A 17,886-nucleotide genomic window follows, 5' to 3' on the forward strand; every position below is an offset into this window, starting at 1 on the left:
GTAAATCGTATGCGGCTATCGCATAAAAAATAAACCAAAATAAAATTATGAACTCAACCTCAATAATAATCAACCATGGAAGCTAATACGTATGATGCCATCGTCGTAGGCTCCGGCATCAGTGGTGGATGGGCCGCAAAAGAGCTTTGTGAAAAGGGATTAAAGGTCCTGATGCTGGAACGTGGAGGCCCCTACGAACATGTCAAAGATTATAAATCTGCCTTACGCGAACCATGGGATCTCCCGCACCGCGGACGTACAACTACAGAACAGAAAAAGAAGTATCCAGTTATCCATCGTGGCTGGGCCGCCTCAGAGGCCGTCATGGACGGTTGGGTGAATGAGGAGGACTGTCCTTATACCGAATTGAAACCTTTTACCTGGTGGCGTAGCTACCGCATGGGCGGGCGCTCTACCTTATGGGGCCGGCAGTCCTATAGGTTTAGCCAAATGGACTTTGAAGCCAATGAAAGGGATGGAATCGCTGTATCTTGGCCCATTGGCTATAATGATATTGCCCCTTGGTATGACCATGTTGAAAAATTTGCCGGTATCAGCGGATCCATAGAAAATATCGCACACTTGCCCGACGGACAGTTTCTTCCCCCAATGGAGCTGAACTGCGTCGAAAAGGACGTAGCCAAACGTATTAAACGAGAATATGGAGACAAACGACACCTGATCATCGGACGAACCGCAAATCTGACAGCCCTGATTCCGGGGCGGTCAAAATGTCAATTTAGAAACCGATGCTGGGAAGGGTGTCCTTTTGGCGGATATTTTAGCACACAGTCCTCTACCCTACCAGCTGCTATGAAAACCGGCAACCTGACCGTCCGGCCCTACTCGCTGGTTCGGCAAGTCATCTATGATAAAAATACCAAAAAGGCTAGCGGCGTAGAGGTGTTGGACACCGAGAACAACCAAACTTATGAATTCAAAAGTAAAGTGGTCTTTCTGTGCGCATCGGCTCTCAACAGCACATGGATTTTATTCAACTCCGCAACAGACATCTGGCCAGATGGTTTGGGTAGCAGCAGCGGGGAACTAGGACATAATGTGATGGACCATCATTACAACATCGGTGCTTCCGGAATCGTGGAAGGTTACGAAGACAGGTATATATTCGGTAAAAGAGCCAATGGCTTTTATATTCCCCGATTTGTCAATATAGGTAACGACAAAAGAGACTACCTACGTGGTTTCGGTTACCAAGGTAGCGCCAGTCGTGAAGGTTGGGGCAGAGAGATTGCCGAACTCAATATTGGCGGTGATTTCAAAGATGCGCTCACCGAACCCGGTCAGTGGACCATCGGCGCTACCGCTTTCGGCGAGATACTCCCTTACCACGATAATAAAATCGCACTGGACAAAGAGCGAAAGGATAAATGGGGATTACCGGTACTGGCCATGGATGCGGAGCTGAAAGAGAATGAGCTGAAGATGCGGAAAGATATGCAGGAAGAAATGAAAGCCATGCTTGCCATTGCGGGAATAAAAAATGTGAACACCTGGGATAATGGCCACGCCATGGGGCATGGCATCCACGAAATGGGAACCGCAAGAATGGGGCTGGATCCCAAAACCTCAGTACTCAACAAATGGAATCAAGTATGGGATTGTCTCAATGTATATGTCACTGATGGCGCCTGCATGACTTCCTCCGGTTGCCAAAATCCTTCACTGACTTATATGGCACTGACAGCAAGGGCGGTAGATCATGCCGTCAGTGAGCTCAAGAAAATCAACAGTTAAGCCAATGGAAAGAAGAACACTTTTAAAGATGATCGCCTTACTTACGGGCGGAGCCGTAATTGGCGGCGATGCTTTTCTGACGGGCTGTAGCTCCAGCAAAGAACGCGACCTTAGGGAACGCCTCAAGTTAACTCCAAAACAAATCGTATTTTTGGATGAGGTGGCAGACACCATACTCCCCACCACGCAAAAAAGCCCGGGAGCCAAAGCAGCTAAAGTCGGCTCTTTTATGACTGTCATGGTGAATGACTGCTACGAGGCCCCAGATCAGGAAATATTTATTGATGGGATGGAAAAATTGGAGGCGGCCTGTAAAAAAATGCATCATCTGGGATTCTTGGAAGCTACAGCCGAGCAGCGGCTTGCCCTACTAACAGCTATAGACAAAGAAGCAAAAGAGTATGCACAAAAAAAAGGAGAGGCACCCAATCATTATTACACCATGTTTAAGCAGTTGACACTCCTTGGCTATTTCTCTTCGGAAATTGGCTATAAACAGGCACTCCGTTATAATCAGGTTCCGGGCCGATATGAAGGGGATGTTCCCTATGAAAAAGGAGATAAAGCCTGGGCTTAAAACAACGAACAGAAAACTATAAGGCCATCCCTATGGGCAATCTTATTTACGTAAAAAATATCTATGACAACAATTAAAGGACCTGCTATTTTTTTAGCGCAATTTGCCAGCGACAACGCACCGTTCAATACCCTGGAAGGCATCTGTGAATGGGCTGCCTCGATCGGTTACAAAGGTATCCAGATACCTACCTGGGATGCTCGATTGATCAATCTCCAAAGAGCCGCGGAAGATAAAGACTATGCATTGCGGCTCAAGACTACTGTACAATCCTACGGCTTGGAGATCACCGAACTATCCACGCACCTCCAAGGGCAGCTAATTGCTGTAAACCCCTCTTTTGACCCGTTATTTGACTCGTTCGCACCGTCAGAACTACATAATAATCCCAAAGAGCGGCAACAATGGGCGGTACAACAGCTCCACTATGCGATCAAAGCTTCCCATAACCTCGGACTGAAGGCCCTTGCAACGTTTAGCGGCGCATTTCTTTGGCCTTACGTTTATCCTTGGCCGCAACGTCCGGAGAATCTGGTGGAAACAGGATTCACGGCACTCGCCAAAATGTGGCTCCCCATATTGGATGCCTGCGAACAATACGATGTGGACCTCTGCTATGAACTCCATCCGGGTGAAGATCTGCACGATGGCGTCACCTTCGACATGTTCTTGGCAAAAGTCAATTATCATAAACGGGCAAATATCCTGTACGATCCCTCACATTTTGTCCTGCAATGCCTTGACTACCTGCAATTCATTGACATCTATCACGAGCGGATCAAAATGTTCCATGTAAAAGATGCTGAATTCAATCCATCCGGCCGTCAAGGTGTATATGGTGGTTATCAAAATTGGCAAGCACGGGCTGGACGTTTTCGTTCCATTGGCGATGGGCAGGTCAATTTTAAGGCGATCTTTACCAAGCTGACGCAATATGATTTTCAGGGCTGGGCAGTCCTGGAATGGGAGTGTGCCTTTAAAAACTCCGAAGATGGGGCCCGTGAAGGTGCACAACATATCAAGGATTACATTATTCGGGTAAGTGATCACGCGTTCGACGACTTTGCTTCTGCTGGTCCTGATGACAACCTGAATCGAAAATTGATAGGTTTATCAGACCATTAAAAACCTAAAATACAGTTATTATGGAAATCAGAAAAATCAGGATGGGCATGGTGGGGGGTGGCAAAAATGCTTTTATTGGTGCCGTACACCGCATGGCAGCAGGTATAGATGGACAGATCGAACTATGTTGTGGCGCATTAAGTTCGGATCCTGTTAAAGCACGGGAGTCCGGAGAGCTGCTTTCGCTCCCTACGGATCGAATCTATCCAAATTTTCGGGAAATGATCCTGCGTGAAAGTCAGCTACCATCTCACGAACGGATGCATTTTGTAAGCATAGTAACTCCAAACGTTGCCCATTTTGAGCCAGCGATGCTCGCCCTCGAACATGGATTTCATGTCCTATTGGAAAAACCCATGACTTTCACGCTAAACGAAGCGGAGTTATTAGAGCAGAAGATCAACGAAACAGGGCTGCTACTTTGCGTGACTTACACCTATTCGGCATATCCTATGATCAAACAGGCACGTCAGCTGGTTCGCGAAGGCAAGCTCGGCAATATCCGTAAAATCATGGTCGAATATCCACAGGGCTGGCTCAGCACATTGATCGAGACCGAATCGCCACTGGCGGCCTGGAGAACAGATCCCGAAAGAGGTGGATTGAGCAGTTGCATGGGTGATATTGGAACACACGCCGCCCATTTGGCTGAATATATTTCCGGTTTAAAAATAACCCGGGTATGTGCCGATCTCCGAACTTTCGTGGCGGGAAGACGATTAGAAGATGACGGAAATGTCCTGCTGGGGTTTGAAAATAATGCAACAGGTGTACTCTCGGCTTCACAGGTAGCGGCAGGCGAAGAAAATGCTTTAAAAATAAGAATATACGGCGAGAAAGCTGGTCTTGAATGGAATCAACAGGATCCCAACACCCTACTATTGAAATGGCTTAACGAACCGGCACAAATATTCCGTGCCGGACAGCAATACCTTTCCCCCCTCGCCCAGCACAACACTCGCTTACCGGCCGGACATCCCGAAGGTTACATCGAAGCGTTTGCCAATATTTACAGAAATTTTTCAGCCGCTGTTCGCGCAAAGATAAACGGTACCAGTCCCTCGGAGGCCATGCTGGATTTCCCTACCGTTGCAGATGGAACTAGGGGCATGAAATTTATCGAAACGGTAATAGCTTCTGGACAGTCCAGTCAAAAATGGACAGCTTTCTAATCGTCATCACAATAACGTAAACGCTAGAAGTCAATTCCATAACCGAAATTACTGCACCTTCAACTATGAAGCCTATCAATAGGTCAGTAATTTCGGTTTTCCACGTTCTTTTGAAATGCTTTCTATTGGAACGCCTTTTATCAACGTATAATTCCCTTATATACCGCATCTCGCAGTACGCCCGCCTCGGTATCACCGGCATATTCCCAATACATCGCTCCCAGTAAACCCTGCTCATGCACATAATCGCATTTCAAGGAAATGGATTTGGGTGTCTCAAAAGTCAATATCAATGTTCCCTCTGCATTGACCAGATAATGTGCCTTCGCTTCATCGTCCCATTTCTGTTCAAAGCCCTGCAAATTCAGGAGATCCTTATAGTCTATAAAATCTTTAATATCCGTTTTATTTCCACGTCCGTAAAATGGGATACCGAGCACCAGCTTTTCAGCGGGCATGCCACCTGCGATATGCGCCTTCACCGCTTCAGCACAGGTCGTGCGCCCTGATAAAGGTGAACGATGCAGACTCGCATGATGATAAGGGGGATTTCCTGAATCATAAGTCATGATATTCACAAAATCCACGTCGTTTTTAATCTGGTCGAATGCGATATACTGACCACTTGATACAGAGGCTAGTGTCAATAGTTTTTTTCTACCGATAGCCTTACGAATATCCCGCATTAGTAACGTATAATTCTCGGTATCCGATTCCGTCGCGGAAATACCGGCAGAAGGGTTGGTCGGGTATTCCCAGTCAATATCAATGCCGTCAAGTTTAAACACTTTCACAACACGCGCGCAATCCGCAGCAAATTTTTCCCGGTTAACGACATCAGCAGCCATCTCACTAAAGCGACCACTTCCCCAACCACCAATGGATAACAAGACTTTCAAGTGTGGATGCTTTTTCTTCAGCGCTATAATACTTTGTAATCTGGCTTCATTGTCGATACGCACTCCATCAAAACTGTCATTGACATGCCCAAAAGCATAATTGATATGTGTCAGGTACGTCGGATCCGGTATCACGCTTGACCAGGAAGTCACATAAGCAATTACCACTTTTTTATTTTTTTCAAATGCACAGCTCTTTTGGGGACAAATAATCATTGCCAATAAAGCTATCGCTGTAAAGCCAAGGGTTATTAACTCGAGGGGATTTATACTGTTTTTAGATTTCATACACATCATAATATTAAAGATTCAAATTAAACTGAGCCGATTCTGAGTCGCTTGACTAAATTTCGTTCTCTATTTAGCCATATAGTAAGCGTACAACGATCCGTCTTCTATTAAAGTTTTAAATAGATATTTATCTTTTTCAATAAAATAGCATACCACAGCATAGCGAAAGCCCATAGCAGTGAACCACCAACAGCAAGGAGCATATTATCCGATTGTTTATAGAAAAACAAAGGAATCTGCAATCCCCAACAGATGAAATAAATTAAATCCGGTGCGAGATAGGTCGTCAAAGAATTCTTTCCGGCCTCCTCGAAGACGAATATTCCTTTATGGTATTTCCGAATATCTATTACATAGTAGATAACAAGCAGTAAGAGCAGGCTGATACCACAACAGAGCAATGCCCAACTTGGCGTGCCGTGAATTTTGGATAATATAAACCAGGGACGCAGTGCAAACCCGCCCACGAACCATAGTATTCCAATAATCAGCATCCAACGTAAAAGCAACTTCGGTGTAGCAGCATACCGTTTGATTAATATGCCAATGATTGTTCCAGCCAATACAATACAAGGTACATTCCCTGATAACAGCACCCCTAAGTAGTCTCCAATGATCGGAATATGCAATTTGAATGCTGTTTGAGACAGGATATTCAGGACAAGAAACAGCAGCCAAAAGCATCCTACAATGGAGAGCCTTCCCCGACTTAACACAAAAGTAGTGGCAGCAGCAAAATAACCCCAGCCGATCAAGCCCAAGATTCCCCACCAACCGATCTCCAAGCCTTTACCCGCTGCAGCTTTAAAGCAATAAGCCAAATAACAGATTCCCAGAACCCCAAGCAGACGCATCCCTTTAAATAGGGCCTGATTACCGGATGTAGTAGGATACCTATTCCAGACCAGAAATATACAGAGGTACAACAAACCCAACCACAGAAAGCTGGACATTCCTGTCAATATCGCATCCACACGGCCTCCGTTCAGAATCAATACACCGATAAGGATCAAACTCAAGGTACGGGAGACAATATGAAAAAAGATAAGCCCCATGGACTCGCCCATCTTTTCCCGTGCGGCCACGGCATAAGGTACAGCCATTCCCACCATGAAAAGGAATCCCGGAAAAACCCAATCTGCCAATCCCATGCCATCGACATCCGCTTCCGTATGCAGCATCCACTTGGGGACACCGGGAGCGAATATATCGTTGACAAATAACATCAGAAATAGGGTCATACCACGCATGACATCCATTGAACGGATTCGAATTGATTGTTTAGGTTGTTGTTGATCCATAATGCTATCGATAAATCCCAAGAAATCAGCTTTCATACCCGCCAAACACTCGGTTCCAAGCATCCCCCCCACTGTATCCGGCAGCTCCATAGAATTAAAAAAACACGAGATATAGTCCTCAAAAACTAGGCATACCTGATTTTTCTTGTTGTAAGGTTTATATCCGGCAAACAAAGCTGCTGTTTGCTTACCCTAAGATGAGAAAATTAGGTCGTATTCAAGAGAAAAAAATGTTCAGATTAGTGCAATTTTTGCTCTTAAAAACTGATCTTTATAAGAACATAGTTGCTTTATTAAGCTTTTATACTGGAATATTGATTCCGCTATCAAGCATTCACCCCGGGAGACGGCACTATTTATTAAAACCTTGAAGTCAGCGTAACCTAGGCTGTTGATCAACAAAAAAAAACTCGCTTTTTAATAGCGTATATGAAACTTCTTCTGTAGGAAAAACTTTGACAAAAAGCATCAACTATATGGTAAAACTTATATTTTTGACTTTAGTTCTAAAACAGCATTTAACATGAGCCAGTTAATATTTCGGGACGCCAGACAGGCGGATTTACCCCTTATTGTCGCGATATACAACACCACCATTGCATCCAGGATGGTCACGGCCGACACCAGTCCAGTGTCCATAGAAAGCAGACAAAAATGGTTTGATGAACATAGTCCGTCAAAAAGACCGCTTTGGTTGGTCGAGGACGAAAATAGCAATATCCTCGGCTGGGTGAGTTTTCAGTCGTTCTACGGCCGGCCGGCCTACGATGCCACAGTAGAGATCAGCATTTACCTGGATGAACAGCAAAGGGGCCGTGGACTGGGTAAACAAATCCTTCAGTACTGCATAGAGCAGGCTCCAGCGTTGGGGATACATACCTTGTTGGGCTTCATCTTTGCGCACAACGTCCCGAGCATCACACTTTTTGAAAAAATGGGCTTCCAGGAATGGGCGAACCTTCCCAATATCGCTACGCTAGATCATGTGGAACGGAGTCTAAAAATAATGGGTAAACGGGTAAGTTAAGTCATACAATTGGCCTTCAAGAGAAAAATCATTAGCTTTAGGTAATGATTTTACACTCTTAAAGCCACAGATATGACTTCACGATCACACCCATTACTATTGACGCTTCTTTCTATATTCTTTTGGGTCAATCCAACCTCAGCGCAAAATCCGGAACGGACCAAGACCATCATGATCTCCGCGGATTCTGCCTATACAAAAATTGTACAGGCTCTTCATGAAAGCGGCTATTATATTGCTAAATTAGACCGTCCTTCGGGTTTTATTCAGACAAGTGTATACAACAAAAACACAGGATTATTTAGTAATGAAGGCGACACAAAAATTTCCAACTTTTTGGTTAGCCCCTTATCCGATAGAACAGCTAAAATCGTCCTCAATATATTCCTGATTGAACGTCGTAGAGGCGGAAGCTTTGATTCTCCGAATTATTACGAAGAAAATAAAGGCATCATTCGAGATGATAAGATTTACCAGCAGATCTGGAACAAAATTTTACCACTTCTACAATAAAGCTTATAAAACCAAGCCTGCCACCAAACTTTTGGCAGACTTGGTTTTATCCGATCGTACAATTAGGCTATTTGACTATTCAATCTCGACCTTCAATCCTTCTTGCCAATCTTTTAGCTCTTCGGTATAATATAAATAGCCCGAAGATGCGGCGCCTTGGTATCTCCCTGGCACTTGGGCTTTTAAATCTATAGACAGTTCTTTCGTTTCATTTGCATCAATTCCGCGCCAATATAACACCAGGTAATTTTCAAAAATTTCGTAGTAGTCTACGAAGCCTTTCTCCATTAAATCCCTTAATTGTTGAGGCTCGGGAGTTAATCCTCCTGGAATACCGACCTTCGCTAATGGCATTGCCTGTGCCCTACCCCCCTTATTGTGTAACCGCACCTTGAGTACCGTATTGTCACCCAGACGAACACGATTGCTGGATAAAGATGTTGACAGATCCAGTGTCCTATCCTTTGCACTTGGCGGTTCCAGTGTCAAATAATTAAATCGGTAGGAAGCTACAGCATAATCCAGGTTTTCCAGGCGCAAGGAGATTTTATGTTTTCCTGCAGGCAGCTCCGTCAAAAACATTCTGCTCAGCGAGTCAGCCACGAGAGTGGTGTCACGGATCAGTAGTTGCCCGTCCAGCCATAGTTCCATCTTTTTCCCTTTTTTCACCCGCATATCCCGATCAAACAGTTGATAATATCCTGTTGCAGCTTTTAAGGCGAGTCCCGTTGCCTGGGTTGAACCATAATAGCCCTGATCAGCAGATTTTACAAGTGCCTCCATACAGGCTGTCAATTCCGGAGATGCTTTGTTTTCCAATTGGAAAACAAGTGCGATCCAGGCCAGCGTTTCATTTCGCAGCGAACGTCCATCCGAATTCGTAATGCTTCCTTCTGCTAAGCCTTTCTTATCTTCAATTACCATAGGAAGAATCTCCTTTAGGCGTAACTTCAGGCTCTCCAATTGCTCCAATTTATTGAGATTCTTTGCCGTAAGCGCTACTATTGCCATACGATAAGGATCTTTTGTCCCCAGGACTTCCTGATAAGCCTTTTGAAACTCCAGCTCGATTTCCGCCCTTTCACCTGCAACGCTTAATGCATAAGTGATATAAGCATTATTTATAGATTCGCGATTCCCGGAAAAAGTGTACCGTCCTGCTCCTTGATGGTATCCTCCCCGACCATCTTTTTTTGATAAAAGCCAGTTCTGAGTACGTTCGATCATCTTTTGATCTACAGCGATAAATGGCTTCATTTCTATAAATTCAATTAAACCAAAAGCTGAAAGCACCTCATGTGCCGGCGGTTTTCCATACCAATCAAAGCCTCCTCCTTTGATTTCGTAGGCCGCCAATTTTTTATAACCACTGGTCAAAAATTCTTGTGTTTTGCGTTGCAAGGATTCATCTCCCCTAAGTTGCTGAAGGAGAGAAAGCGCATATATATTGGGATAGACTGACGAAGACACCTGTTCGAAACAACCGTATGGTTCGCGGACAATGCGTTTCAATCCCTGCGTAATCTGCTTCAATGGATTAAGGTATAGCTCCACCGAAAGCCGTTGTGAACCCACCATAGTGTTTTTCAGTTCAAATTCATGTGCTAAGTATTTGGATGTTGAATGACCGAATTCTACAGGGAAACCTTTGTCAAATAATTTAATATCCTTTATAATTCCCAATACCGTGGAATCAGTACGGATAGAAAAACGTATCTTGTCTTTTTCATTCGACGGGTGCCTTACTTCAAGTGGTACACGCACCTGACTTTGCTCCTGTGCGCCAATTTTCAGATTATTCCCCTCAGATTTCCATTCAAGGTTGTCCCCTATCAGGTCGACCTGACTACGGATTGATACAGGTTGCCGTCTTGTATTATCAACCAATAATTGCGCATTGATCAAATCTCCCTGAGAAGCATACAAAGGCAATTTGACGTCTAAGCCAATTTCGTCTTTCACTTGATATGTTGTCTGTTGACTACGTCCTATTAGACCATTTTTACCAATCCCTTCCGTTATGATCCGATAAGAAGTATTTTCATCAGCATTGGAAAAAGTAACTTGGGCATATCCTTGAGCGTCAGTCTCAATATGATAATTCCAATAGATATTATCCCTAAAATCGTCTTTGATCAAGGCCTGTTTATTTTGGTACTTCGGCACATAAAATTCTTGTGGCTGATCAAAACGAACCTTTGGATATACCGTATTCAAAGTCAGATATTTTTGATTTCCCACAAGATGGCCTTTGCCAAACAAATTGAAGGCATCACCTTCCATTCCTTTTCCGCCTTTGGTCGTAATCACGATAACACCGTTGGCACCACGTGAACCATACAGCGCCATGGCCGAAGCATCTTTTACGATACTGATACTTTCGATCAAGTCAGGCGGAAAACCGGCAAAATTTGCTATATTGGCCTCGTTATAAGCTACCCCATCCACTACGAAAAGAGGTCCACCGGTGCCGCCGATGGAGCTGATCCCACGAATAACAACAGGTGCATTGGACCGCTCACCCGAGGGACTGACACTAATTCCGGCCACCTTACCCGATAAAGCAGAGATTAAGTTCACCTGTGAATAGAGCTCTTCGCGGCTGATTGTGGCCACTGACCCAGTCACTGCGGTCTTCCGGTCTGTTCCATAGCTGATCACAACCACTTCTTCTAAATTCGATTCTTGATTAAATCGTGGAGACGCCATTTCCAATTTCGGCGGGATAGCCGTTTCATCGTTGACAAGTTTGATAGGCAAATTCGTCTCAATCTGTACTGAAACAGAATCGGTTAAACGTCTCTTTTCCCTTGTAGGTAAGTTAGCAGGAGATTCACTCTGAAATGTGGAAACATAATACAATTCATTTTTTCGATGAGTCGGTACGTAGATTCGCCATAACGTAGTAGGGATAGTCCGGATCGAAAAACATCCGTTTTTATCAGGCATTACAGTATATAGCAAACTATCTGCTACTACGTAGATTTTTGAGGAATACGGAGTATTTTGTCCGTTTACCTGCTTATAAATTACACCCCTGAACATATTATTCGGTTGATTTTTTACCACCAAAAGTTCATCGTTGCTCAACACCTTATCCCATTGATAATTTCGCCAGCCCTGTGTCAGCAAAAGCATATCGAGGGCTCGCGTACGTTTGTCCTTGGTTGGATCAAAATAGAATGCGGGTTGATAGATATCGCCCTGCACTGCAGTACCCAGCCACATCCAAGAGAGGATATGATGCTGTTTATCATTCAAATAGCTTAAAACCTTATCATCAACAACACTCAAAGATAACGCGGCCGGAATAGATTTTCCCTTCGCATCCCGTGTCTCAATCGTCAACTTCACATCCTCCCGCGTCTTATAGATCGCTTTATCGCTTGTTACATGAATCTGCAAACCATCCTCTACTGCATTAAAAAATAATCGCTCACTCAGAATTTGTCCTCCCTGTAAAATAGATATACTCAGCACCCCTTGCGGCAAACCAGCTTTTGGTACAGTAAGAGAATTTGTACCTTTGGTCACCGCAATCTCTTCAGTGCCGAAGATTTTATCTTCCTTTCGGATAAAATAGCTCACCCGACTGTCCATGCTACTGATGACTTCCAATCGCAGAACATCTTTTGTCTGTTCTTTCAGCTGCACCTTTACACCGTTATTTTTTACTGTAGGCAATGCCATCCTTTCTGTTGTCGGATATGGCTTTTTCAATTGCGCATAATAGGTTCGTCCCTTTTCTGGGACGAATGAGAATTTCCCCATACCCTGGTGAAAGGAGGCAAATTTGCTGATCTCCTCGCCAGCATCATTATAGACAACACCCTCGATATCTGCAGGAAATCCTTCCGGGTTCAAAGCTTTAAATGCAACCACATTCAAAAAGTCTGCTAGAAGATATCCCCCTTCAGGCATAAAACTAACAGCGATATCTTCAAAAACAATAGGGACATTCTTAGATATTGACTCAATCAGCTGTTGCTGTACGAAACGGACATTCAAACTTACATGATTATCTTTCAGAATTTCCGGTAATGCAAATGATATTCGGTATTTACCCAAATGATCGGTCTTAGCCACCTTCGAAAGATATAGCTGCCCACCAATACTCACGTCATAGTCAAAAGTTTGATTTGAAATCGGACGGTTCGCCAAGTCCTTGATACCAAATTCCGCTACAACGGTTTCTCCTTTCCCATAAGATTCCTTTTCCAGTTCCAATTGCATGAAGAGACGCGGTGGATTGGTACGCATTATGGTGATTTCCTTTTCATAAGCTAGATTTGGAAAATTGGTCATCCAAGGAGTCTGCACTTTCAATCGGTAGATGCCCCCCGCAAGCTGACCTCCCAATTTCATGCTTCCTTTCGAATAAATTGTATTTGCCGCAAATTGCTTACGCAGAACTACCTGTCCATTCGGTGCAATTAGGTCTACGATAATAATATCACTTCTACTAGAGACACCGAAACCCGTATTGCATAGATATGTAGTAAAATAAACTGTTTCTCCCGGTGTAAAAATAGTCTTATTTGTATGCGTATATATACGTTCCAAAGGTAGCAGGTCATTATATTCATTCATTTTAGCACGAACCGACTGCATCTGACCAAAAGTATTAATTGCAAATAACAAACATAATATTGTAAAAAAATAAGCAAGGCAATACTTTTGAATCTGTCTTGGATCAGCAATTTTAAATACCAATGAATTATTTTCAAGAATATCAGCATTTCTTTTAGTGGTGATATCAGCTAGGAAACCTTCATCTCCAGATCTATTTTCTTTAATTTTTAAGTTATCAATAATCATGGCAAGTCGGTTAAAAATTCAGTAATACATTAAAACCAAAAGTTTTCATCAACGGTGAGTTAAAGTAATCCAATCCAACCGCATTACTCTGTCCCAACAAGGATGAGCCCGGAAAATTACCTTTATATTTACTCCAATACATCAAATTTTCGGCATAAAGAATTAAGTCAATTTTTTGGAGATAGTGCCATGATATATCAAAACTACGTGAAAGATTCACTTTGGAAAGTCGTAGGTAGCTTGCGTCTTCGATAGCCTCTTCAGCGACTCCCGATATCCCATAGCGCACCCACCTATTAAGGTCTGTACTTTCGCCCGGATCATAGTAATCAACCCGTTTATTATTTTTATTTCCCTGTGGATCAATTCCCGGGAACAACTGATTTTTCAGCAATCGCTCAGTGGCGGTTTCCCTTGAGCGTCCCATATAATTGAGCGTTTGCCGTGTCCCGTTCCAGACCTTACCGCCCTTGCTCCATTCGAGATCAACATCCAAACGGAATCCTTTATATTGCAAAGTATTGCCAAAGATGAAAGAAAAATCGGGATTTGGGTTTCCCAGAATCTTTTGCTCAGGGGACATAATGGGATAGCCATCGCCATCAATCTGGAGTTGACCATCTGAGGTACGTTCGTAGACGGTTCCCACTATCACTCCGATCGGCTGGTTGACAATATAGTTTTTACTGATTTCCTGCATACCAGCTATTTGGACACGATCAGCTGCCACATGAATTTTGTCAACCTTATTGATATAACGGTGAAAATCCAGTCTCGGCGACCAAACTACATTACTATTATAAACGCCAAACTGAGAAGAAAGAGCAATTCGAAATCCTTTTTGTTGATAGTCGACTACGTTGTTTAGTTTATATTGATTGCCTTGCAACAGCGGCGCATAACCATTTTTCACATAAAACTGATAAAAACTTCCATCGAGGTTCCAAAACTTTCGTTTGAGAGAAGCACCAAACTCATAATTGATCTTCCTTTGCAGTTTATCCACAGGGTTCCATAACAGCAATTCATCCATCGGCAAGAAAGATTGAAAATCCTTGATGGAATATCGCATCAGACTAAATTGTATATCATTATTGATCTGGTTGGGCTCAAGGTGCGAAAGGTCGAATTTTGTCCACACATTACTGATAATATTTTCCCAATCAAATAGATCGAATTCAAACCTCCTTTTCACCTGACCAACAAAATTAAAGGCGGTCTTATTTTTACTCTTGTCGTTTATCAGTATACTTGGTAACAAGTCCAAATTCCAGTTGGCATTATAGCCGCCAAATTCTTTTGCTACCAATCCAGCTTGAAATTCCAAAGATTGATGCACCAATGAAACCGGAGCAAAATCTGTTTTTGATCTTTCCAATGACATCCACTGTTTTTTGTGCCAAAAATTTCCTTGTAGATACAACTTTTTATTTTCACCCAGATAGTACTTTCCCTGAACATTTGTGTCAAACAGTTTTGTTTTTAATCTACGATTGACAAATACATTCCTATTCATTCCGCTCACGCTTCCTACCAGACCATAGTTCAGTTTATTTTGTTGGTATTGATAGTTGAGTTGTGCGCCCAAGAAAAATCGGCTATGATCCCAGTCATATTTCAGTGCGCCTATGTATTTCTGGTTGAATTGGTTGTCCCGATTATTTTGGAACAGATACCAAGGATTAGTATAAACATCGGAAATAATGGAAGTAGGCTGTGCTTTAGCGTCAACATTGACCGGAGACAGGTATGCTCCCATAAGGACATTGGCGTAGTTATTGCCTACCATGGGCATATCTTCATCGGATTGATTGAATTTATTCAGTACCTGAAAATGATGTTCAACGCCAAAATAGCGCGAGTAATTCAGCTGCGTTCCCCAGAACTTAGCCCGATTCGGGTCAAAGAGGCCCTGCTTCTTGGAATATTCAATTTCACCATAGAATTTACCCACACCATCTTTATTATAGGTCATATCCAACGTGGTAGAGCTGTGATGGCCTTTGCGATATACATTTTTGTTGTTATAAAAACCAGGCAGGTCAATTTGGGCGACAGAAGGTCCCCAGCTGTAAGGAACGTCATTCGAGGCAATCAATAGTCCGTCTTTCGCGCGCCCCTGAACATAATCAGTTTGCAGTCTGACGCGGTCATCAGCTTTACTGACCGATCCCCCGAGCGTCAGATTGATATCAAGCAGTCCATAGCCCGGTTTTTGATTTTGATGGATGTAAATCCGATTTCCTTTCTCCGTCATACTGTAATAAGCTCCCCCCTTATTTCTAAAGACCACAGGTCTTGTGGATACGATCGTCGAGGTATCCAATGGAAATAAATTCAGATCGGTATGCTGTTCTCTTGCCGCCACAAGTTCCACAAGATATCCTCCGGACTTAGCAAAGGGATCCGACCGAAACTCATATAATAGGTAAGTCGTTGGTAGCTGAACTGGATATTTCCATAACTGTATTTTATCACGATCATTGAGATCCATTCCAAATACACCATTGACATCAGTGCGTATCAGTTTCCGTGTATGTAATCCGGTATTCAGTTCGGCAAAACTGGATACGATATTGTCAGCAACACGAATCACCGCTGCATCTTTCAATGGCCTTCCGACAGCGTCTGTAATCTTACCTTCGTAATGTTGTACCTGACCAAATAGCATCTGAGTAACACAGAGAAATAAACACAAAGAGGTATACTTTATCATCTTTTCAAGTAATAATTTAGACAGGGATGCAGCAGGCAACGGAATTCCATAACGCATATTATTTTTTTTGAGACTTTTTATAGAACTCGGTTAAATAACTTTTCGGATAAAAATAGAATAAAAAAAACAATAAATTTATATTATTTTGGCAGTGAACTATCCTTTCGATCGTTCGCATTATTAAATTGAACGGAGACCATGCGTATAACCCAAAGAACCAAACGTTATTCATTTCTAACCTTGCTTATTCTTTTAGTGGTTATTGCATTCCCCATTATCCATCTACTCAAAACCAAATGGAGAGAAACCGATAATCACAGGGTCCTTCCTTCGCGGCATGTGGATGATGCCAGCGCACTTAATCTGACCAGCGTCGATACCATCATTGCTATACCAAAAGACAGGTCGGCTATTGAAAATCAATTGCGGCAAATTCTGCATTATGCAAATACCAAGAGGTTAAAAATAGCGTTGGCCGGAGCCCGTCACAGTATGGGCGGGCATACAATGTATCCGGATGGTATAGTGATCAATATGCTCCCTTATAACCACATGCAGCTTGACACGGTAAACAATATACTAAGCATCGGATCAGGTGCACTTTGGACGGATGCCATTCACTACTTAGACCGTTATGGTAAATCAATTGCAGTGATGCAAGCTTTTAGTTCATTTTCTGTTGGTGGATCACTGAGTGTCAATGGACATGGATGGCAAAAGAATTCGCCGCCCTTAGCTTCCAGCGTACTTTCTTTCACATTAATGAATGCCCAAGGTCAGGTACTCCACTGCAGCCGCGACGAGAACACGGAACTGTTTCATCATGTGCTTGGTGGATATGGCCTATTTGGTATTATACTCGATGTAAAGCTAAAAGTTGTCGATAATCAGTCCCTAAAATATCATTACGTCAACTTAGCTCCAGAAAATTATACGAAGTATTATAAAAAATATATTCTTGACAATCCAAAAGTAAATCTGGTCTTTGGACGATTACGCGTTTCCAAAAAACATTTTCTAGCGGAGGCAACGCTCAATTATTTTGAACAGACAGAAGAACTGCCGATACAGCTATCCCGACAGGAAAAGAAAATTGAAGAAACCAAAAGACTGATATTTAGGGGTAGTGTCAATAGCGAATATGGAAAGCGGCTCCGCTGGGATCTCGAAACATCTTCAGCCATTCCTGCACGGCATATCACATTTACCCGAAATGAGATCATGGATAGCCAAGTCTCCTTGATCGAAAACAAAGATACCACATCGACGGATCTGCTCCACGAATACTTTATTCCTGAACGAAATTTCATGAATTTTATTCAGGACATAAAACCTATTTTATTAAAATCGGAGCTGGATTTGCTGAACATTACCATCCGCGCCGTCAATCGGGACCATGACGCCTATTTAAATTATGCACGGGAAGACGTATTTGGTTTTGTGCTCTTATTCAATCAAAAAAAAACAGCCCTACAAGAGGCTGATATGTATAGCCTCACGAATCTTCTGGTCGATGCGGCCATTAAAAACGAGGGGACATACTATCTCCCCTATCGCCTACATATCGCAAAAGACAAAATGAGAAAAGCCTATCCGCAAGCAGATAGTTTTTTCAGAACTAAAACAAAATACGACCCGTCGGAACTCTTCAACAACAAGTTTTACAGACACTATAAATAATCCACAAGACCT

General features: G+C 43.0%; 11 protein-coding genes. 7 read left to right on the forward strand and 4 right to left on the reverse strand.

Going from position 1 to position 17,886, the window contains the following annotated elements:
• Positions 1-75 precede the first annotated feature (75 nt).
• From ABTV71_RS23495 to ABTV71_RS23510, 4 genes are all read left to right on the forward strand, one after another.
• The gene (locus ABTV71_RS23495; protein WP_121126687.1) at positions 76-1,755 is read left to right on the forward strand and encodes a GMC oxidoreductase; all 1,680 of its coding nucleotides are present in this window, start codon (positions 76-78) and stop codon (positions 1,753-1,755) included.
• A 4-nt stretch (positions 1,756-1,759) separates the two neighbouring features.
• A complete protein-coding gene (locus ABTV71_RS23500) occupies positions 1,760-2,332 on the forward strand; it encodes a gluconate 2-dehydrogenase subunit 3 family protein (protein WP_433901294.1) in 573 nt (190 codons plus the stop codon).
• Positions 2,333-2,395: 63 nt separating this feature from the next.
• On the forward strand, positions 2,396-3,457 hold the full coding sequence (locus tag ABTV71_RS23505) for a sugar phosphate isomerase/epimerase family protein (protein ID WP_121126689.1): 1,062 nt from the start codon (positions 2,396-2,398) through the stop codon (positions 3,455-3,457).
• Between the two features lie 20 nt (positions 3,458-3,477).
• Positions 3,478-4,629, forward strand: coding sequence for a Gfo/Idh/MocA family protein (locus tag ABTV71_RS23510; RefSeq protein ID WP_433901295.1), 1,152 nt, complete (start codon positions 3,478-3,480; stop codon positions 4,627-4,629).
• Between the two features lie 140 nt (positions 4,630-4,769).
• Here the strand turns inward: ABTV71_RS23510 and ABTV71_RS23515 are convergent, their stop codons facing one another.
• Together ABTV71_RS23515 and ABTV71_RS23520 are read right to left on the reverse strand one after the other, a co-directional pair.
• Positions 4,770-5,816, reverse strand: coding sequence for a glycoside hydrolase family 18 protein (locus ABTV71_RS23515; protein WP_433901296.1), 1,047 nt, complete (start codon positions 5,814-5,816; stop codon positions 4,770-4,772).
• A gap of 110 nt (positions 5,817-5,926) precedes the next feature.
• Positions 5,927-7,210, reverse strand: coding sequence for a DUF5009 domain-containing protein (locus ABTV71_RS23520; protein WP_433901297.1), 1,284 nt, complete (start codon positions 7,208-7,210; stop codon positions 5,927-5,929).
• Positions 7,211-7,643: 433 nt separating this feature from the next.
• Here ABTV71_RS23520 and ABTV71_RS23525 point away from each other — a divergent pair, with 433 nt between their 5' ends.
• Both ABTV71_RS23525 and ABTV71_RS23530 read left to right on the forward strand, forming a co-directional pair.
• Entirely contained in the window at positions 7,644-8,147 is a 504-nt protein-coding gene (locus ABTV71_RS23525) for an N-acetyltransferase family protein (RefSeq protein ID WP_433901298.1), read from the forward strand.
• Positions 8,148-8,219: 72 nt separating this feature from the next.
• Entirely contained in the window at positions 8,220-8,660 is a 441-nt protein-coding gene (locus ABTV71_RS23530; RefSeq protein ID WP_433901299.1) for a hypothetical protein, read from the forward strand.
• Between the two features lie 75 nt (positions 8,661-8,735).
• Here the strand turns inward: ABTV71_RS23530 and ABTV71_RS23535 are convergent, their stop codons facing one another.
• Together ABTV71_RS23535 and ABTV71_RS23540 are read right to left on the reverse strand one after the other, a co-directional pair.
• Complete coding sequence (locus ABTV71_RS23535; protein WP_433901300.1) at positions 8,736-13,478, reverse strand: TonB-dependent receptor plug domain-containing protein; 4,743 nt, start codon at positions 13,476-13,478, stop codon at positions 8,736-8,738.
• Between the two features lie 10 nt (positions 13,479-13,488).
• Positions 13,489-16,251, reverse strand: a complete 2,763-nt coding sequence (locus tag ABTV71_RS23540; protein ID WP_433901301.1) for a hypothetical protein — start codon at positions 16,249-16,251, stop codon at positions 13,489-13,491.
• A gap of 141 nt (positions 16,252-16,392) precedes the next feature.
• Here ABTV71_RS23540 and ABTV71_RS23545 point away from each other — a divergent pair, with 141 nt between their 5' ends.
• Positions 16,393-17,874: an FAD-binding oxidoreductase gene (locus ABTV71_RS23545; RefSeq protein WP_121126695.1), complete on the forward strand. Its 1,482-nt coding sequence runs from the start codon at positions 16,393-16,395 to the stop codon at positions 17,872-17,874.
• Positions 17,875-17,886: the final 12 nt, after the last annotated feature.

Source organism: Sphingobacterium puteale (genome assembly GCF_050986225.1).
GTDB classification, from domain to species: Bacteria; Bacteroidota; Bacteroidia; order Sphingobacteriales; family Sphingobacteriaceae; genus Sphingobacterium; species Sphingobacterium puteale.

What these genes read in the sequence shown, in the direction of transcription:
- ABTV71_RS23495 (WP_121126687.1), top strand. Translation starts at nt 76, where the DNA reads ATGGAAGCTAATACGTATGATGCCATCGTCGTAGGCTCCGGCATCAGT.
- ABTV71_RS23500 (WP_433901294.1), top strand. Translation starts at nt 1,760, where the DNA reads ATGGAAAGAAGAACACTTTTAAAGATGATCGCCTTACTTACGGGCGGA.
- ABTV71_RS23505 (WP_121126689.1), top strand. Translation starts at nt 2,396, where the DNA reads ATGACAACAATTAAAGGACCTGCTATTTTTTTAGCGCAATTTGCCAGC.
- ABTV71_RS23510 (WP_433901295.1), top strand. Translation starts at nt 3,478, where the DNA reads ATGGAAATCAGAAAAATCAGGATGGGCATGGTGGGGGGTGGCAAAAAT.
- ABTV71_RS23515 (WP_433901296.1), bottom strand. Translation starts at nt 5,816, where the DNA reads ATGAAATCTAAAAACAGTATAAATCCCCTCGAGTTAATAACCCTTGGC.
- ABTV71_RS23520 (WP_433901297.1), bottom strand. Translation starts at nt 7,210, where the DNA reads ATGGAGCTGCCGGATACAGTGGGGGGGATGCTTGGAACCGAGTGTTTG.
- ABTV71_RS23525 (WP_433901298.1), top strand. Translation starts at nt 7,644, where the DNA reads ATGAGCCAGTTAATATTTCGGGACGCCAGACAGGCGGATTTACCCCTT.
- ABTV71_RS23530 (WP_433901299.1), top strand. Translation starts at nt 8,220, where the DNA reads ATGACTTCACGATCACACCCATTACTATTGACGCTTCTTTCTATATTC.
- ABTV71_RS23535 (WP_433901300.1), bottom strand. Translation starts at nt 13,478, where the DNA reads ATGATTATTGATAACTTAAAAATTAAAGAAAATAGATCTGGAGATGAA.
- ABTV71_RS23540 (WP_433901301.1), bottom strand. Translation starts at nt 16,251, where the DNA reads ATGCGTTATGGAATTCCGTTGCCTGCTGCATCCCTGTCTAAATTATTA.
- ABTV71_RS23545 (WP_121126695.1), top strand. Translation starts at nt 16,393, where the DNA reads ATGCGTATAACCCAAAGAACCAAACGTTATTCATTTCTAACCTTGCTT.